This window comes from Bartonella sp. EBT8 (assembly GCF_055796165.1).
Map to the genome: position 1 here is coordinate 1 of NZ_JBTTDJ010000029.1, position 5,093 is coordinate 5,093.

The following is a 5,093-nucleotide window of genomic DNA, read 5'->3' on the forward strand; positions in this document are numbered from 1 at the left end:
TGTCCGTAAATCCTTTTCTCACCATAATGGGCAAGGACAATTGCCTCTGTATAAGGCATTTCCCAATGCTTTTAGAACATTTCTTGTCAAAAGATCAACTATGAGTGATTATTGGGAAAACTGGGCTGGCAATGTTGCTGAAATTGCACAAAATCATATCAATCGCCTGCAAAATATGCTTGCTAATGAAAAGAGCAAAGCACGCCGTGCGTTTGATGCGTTTCTCAAAGAATTACAAAACAATTTAAACAGTGATATCAAACAAGAAGAAGCGATTGAGATGCTTGCACAACATCTTGTCACGCGTCCTGTTTTTGAAGCTCTATTTGATGGCAATCAATTTGTACAAAACAATGCCATCTCACAAGCAATGGAAAAGATTTTAAAGGAATTAGACAAGACAAATATTGAAGAGGAAACAAAAGAGCTTAAAGAATTCTATGACAGTGTCAAATTCCGTGCTTCTGGGATTACCGAACCCCATGCAAGACAAAATCTGATTATCAAGCTTTATGAAAGTTTCTTTGCCAAGGCGTTCAAACGTACAACAGATAGGCTTGGCATTGTTTATACCCCTGTTGAGGTTGTCGATTTTATTATTCGCTCTATTGATGATGTTTTACGCAAGGAATTTGGCAAGAGCTTGGGATCACGAGGTGTCTCTATCCTTGACCCCTTTACGGGAACTGGTACCTTTATCACAAGGCTGTTACAATCCGATCTGATAAAACCAGAGGATATGGAATATAAGTTCCGTCATGATATCCATGCCAATGAGATTGTGCTTTTAGCTTATTACATAGCAGCCATAAATATTGAAGCAACCTATCATAGTCTTATGAAAGGAGATTATATTCCCTTTAAGCATATTGGTTTGACAGATACCTTTCAGATGGTAGAAAAGCAAGATCTGATGAAGGGCTTACTAGAGGAAAACAGTGCTTATTTAGAACATCAGAAAAATCTGAATATTGAAGTTATTATTGGTAACCCTCCTTATTCAACAGGGCAAAAAAGTGCAAATGATAATAATCAAAATACATCTTATCCCATATTAGATGAATGTATTCGTGAAAAGTATATATCTAGATCAACAAAAGTAATAAATCGCAACAAACTTTATGATAGCTATATACGAGCAATTTGCTGGGCTAGTGACCGTATAAAAGACCGTGGTGTTATTGGTTTTGTTACCAATGCGGGTTTTATCAATGGATGCTCTATGGATGGCGTGCGTAAATGCCTTGTTGAGGAATTTAGCAGCCTTTATATTTTCCATTTACGGGGGAATGCCCGAACTTCTGGTGAACAGCGTAAAAAAGAAGGTGATGGAATTTTCGGTGAGGGATCACGAGCCCCTATTGCGATCTCTATTCTCGTAAAAAATCCAGAATCCAAACAACGTGGGAAAATATATTTCTATGGTATTGAAGATTATCTCAAGAGAACAAAAAAACTCACGATAATCGAATCCTTTGGTAGCATTGAGGGTATTACACGGAGTAAACATGGTTGGCAAATCATTACACCAGACAAACATGGTGATTGGATAAAACAAAGAGATGCTGATTTTGATCTGTTCATATCTATGGGAAATAGAAATACCCCGATAGATGCTAAAATCTTTAAGGAAGTATCTCTTGGTATAAAATCAACCCGCGATGCTTGGGTTTGTAATTTTTCTAATAATGCTTTGGGTACGTCTGTTCAAAAAATAATTGAATTTTTTAATGAACAAAAGCGTCTTGTTGCTGAAAACCCGTATATACCTGTAAAAAATATCATTGATTATGATGCTACCAAAATTAGTTGGACAGATACTCTTATCTCTCGTTTAAAACGAGAAAACAATGCAATCTTTGAACCCTATCTAACAGTTCCTACTCTCTATAGCCCATTTGTAACAATGTGGCATTATACATCATCATTTTTTAATGACATGTTAGGACAAACACATCAGTTTTTTAATCCAGATATGCCTAATAATCTTGGAATTTGTGTTACGGGAATAGGAAATAGATCAGATTTTTCCTGTCTTATGACAAATAAACCAATTAACTATGCTACATTAGAAACAGCAAGATGCTACCCGCTTATGCTTCATTATAACGAAGAAAAACACCATGATGATAGTTTATTCGCTACAAAAGCAAATAAGAAAGTTCGTGATGGCATTACAGATGCGGGTTTACAGAAATTTCAATCTGCTTACCCTAATGAGGAAATCACTAAAGATGATATCTTCTATTATGTTTATGGAATTTTGCACTCACAAGATTACCGTGCTCGCTATGCTGATAACCTCTCTAAAGAACTCCCTCGCATCCCTTGCGTAAAAAGCACTGAGGATTTCTGGGCATTTGTTAATGCGGGTCGTGAATTAGGCAATTTGCACGTCAATTATGAAACTGTAGAACCTTATCCAGTGACCTTTAAAAAAGGCAATCCAAAATTGACAGATATTCCTAATCCTGAGAAATTTTATTACGTTACAGAAATGAAATTCGCAAAAATCAAAAATAGTAAGGAAAAGGATAAAACCACTGTTATTTACAATAGCAATATCACAATAACAGATATTCCTCTTAAAGCTTATGAATATATCGTGAATGGTAGACCCGCTCTTGAATGGGTTATGGGACGTCAATGTGTAAAAACTGATAAAAAGAGTGGCATTGTTAATGATGCCAATTGCTATGCTGTTGAGACCATTGGCAACCCTGCTTATCCATTGGAATTGTTTCAAAGGGTTATTACGGTAAGTTTAGAAACAATGAAGATTGTTAAAAACCTTCCAAAATTGGAATTAAGAGAAACTCAGTAAACTTAAGACTTATGAAGCATGCCAATCTTACAAGGGGTATAGAGTTTATATCTATACTCTTTTGTTAGTTGATTATGTAGAATCTTAAAAGGAATGATTTACTATGCGCTATTCTAAAAAGAGAAACCTTGCACTTTTAGACACTCTCATATGGATTGCTTTAAGGCTTTTAAGAATTCCCATCTTAAATAGAATGAGATTTTTTTACATTGCCTTTAAAAGATTAACTCGCAATCTCAAATGATGCTTTTCATATCTTTCAAAAGCTCTTTTTAAAGAGAATGATGAATGTTTTTATTCCTTACGTTATGACACCTTCAAAACCCTCAAAAACCCTCAAAACATATAATATTAGTTGTATTTATGCGTCATATCATTAATCATCAGTTGTTTTTTGAAAATTGATAAAAATTAACATATTGAAATATAACACTTTTTATTTTTTACTAAAATTTTTTTTAAAGGGGGGGGCTAAAAGAACCCTCAAAACCTTCAAAACCCTCAAAACTAAAAATCTTGATAATATTTCTCATAATCACGAGCTGTCTTTTGAAAGGCTTTAAAGATTTATATGCTCTCTCATAAGATAGGGTTTAAACACGCACTCTAATCATAAATGGTGTCAGTTAAATTTTTTGACAGATACTGACAGGTTTTGTTCAATTGATATCATTAATTGTCTATATAAATCATCTTATTAGCATTGATTATTTCTCAAAACACACTAACATATTGAAATATAATGGTTTTTATTTTTATCTAAAAGTTTTTTTAAAAATAAGGGGGTAAAATGACTGCTAATAACTGACAAGAGACAAAAGCCCATTAAAAGGTATTTTGATAATGATATAAGAATTCAAAATGTTATTCATAATAAATCAAAACCGCATGATCATATTATCCTTTTATGAGAATGATGCGATGGCTATAGAGAATGAAACAAAAAGAGATTTGAATAAAAGCGTTGGTTATAAAGACGCGGTCTCTATTAAAACTGTTTAAATTACCAACTTCTTATAAAAAATTCACAAAAATATTCACAAGTTATCTCATAAAAATAACCATGCGTTATAAAGTTAAAATAAGCATCATAAGATGCCTTTTTAGTTATTATGACGTTTAAAAGAGAAAAATAACGCAATTGCGTAATATAGACTCAAATAGAGAAAAATAGATGCAATAAAATAGAAACTATTCATAAGCATATGATGCGTATTTATACATAATGGTACAAAAAAATAATTATAAAAAATACAAAAAAGAATAAAAGATAGTTGACAATAAATACGTATTTTGTTATATAAATACTCAGGTGATGAAAACACTAAACAGTTAGCGAATGGGTTCGATAAACCTAATCTCTATTGTAGAAAAAACTGACTGTCTTTTATACTCTTATTAGTATATGAAGATTCTGTCGGGTGTCGTTATGTCATACAATACTCCTTTATGGAGGAAAACATAACAACGGACTAACTGCCGTGTTTTCAACACCCGGCGCCTTTATAGGTGTCAATTGAAAACTATTAACAGTTAGGTTTTAATTATGAATACTACAGTTAAAAACACCCCCGTTCTCTCTTCCAATACAAATGACACTACATCCCTTGCAAAACAAGAGCCTGCAAAAAAATATGAATTTATTGATGATTGTGAATTAATAGATGATCATTATTTATACCGTATTAGAGCTTTAAGAGATTTTGGTGATGTTAAAAAAGGTGATCTAGGGGGGTATATCGAAAAGGAAGATAACCTCTCTCATGATGGCAATTGCTGGGTTTATAATAAAGCGCATGTCTTTCAAAACGCCCGCGTCTTTGGTAATGCAAAAGTAAGAAGCTTTTTTGTAGATGTTTATGGCAATGCGCAAATCTATGGCAACGCTATTTTTGAAGGAATGACACTAAAAGATAATGCAAAGCTTTCTGGCAATGCCCATGCTAGCAATGGCGTGGTTATTGAAGGCAATGCGCAAATTTATGATAACGCTCGTGTAACTGATCATGCCCATATTTCTGATAATGCTGTCATTTGTGATGATGCCCATGTCGGCGGTAATGCAAAAATAAAGGGATCTGCCTATATTTGTGATGAATCCCGTGTCTTTGATGATGCCATGGTTTGTGATGCTCTGGTCTCTGGCAATTCTTATATTCATAGCAATGCTTCTTTAACTGCTAATGAAGATATCTGTGATGATGCCTATCCAGAATTTGGTAGTGAAGATGATTACTATCGTCACGAATATTATGATGATGATTGCCAA

At 33.7% G+C, this 5,093-nt stretch carries 2 protein-coding genes; both read left to right on the top strand.

Going from position 1 to position 5,093, the window contains the following annotated elements; all coding sequences use genetic code 11:
- Positions 1-2,824 (top strand): type ISP restriction/modification enzyme (locus AC0QT4_RS08455; RefSeq protein WP_473201239.1); only part of this gene is annotated, 2,824 nt, incomplete at its 5' end.
- Positions 2,825-4,370: 1,546 nt separating this feature from the next.
- A partial coding sequence (locus AC0QT4_RS08460) for a hypothetical protein (protein ID WP_473201240.1) occupies positions 4,371-5,093 on the top strand: 723 nt, incomplete at its 3' end.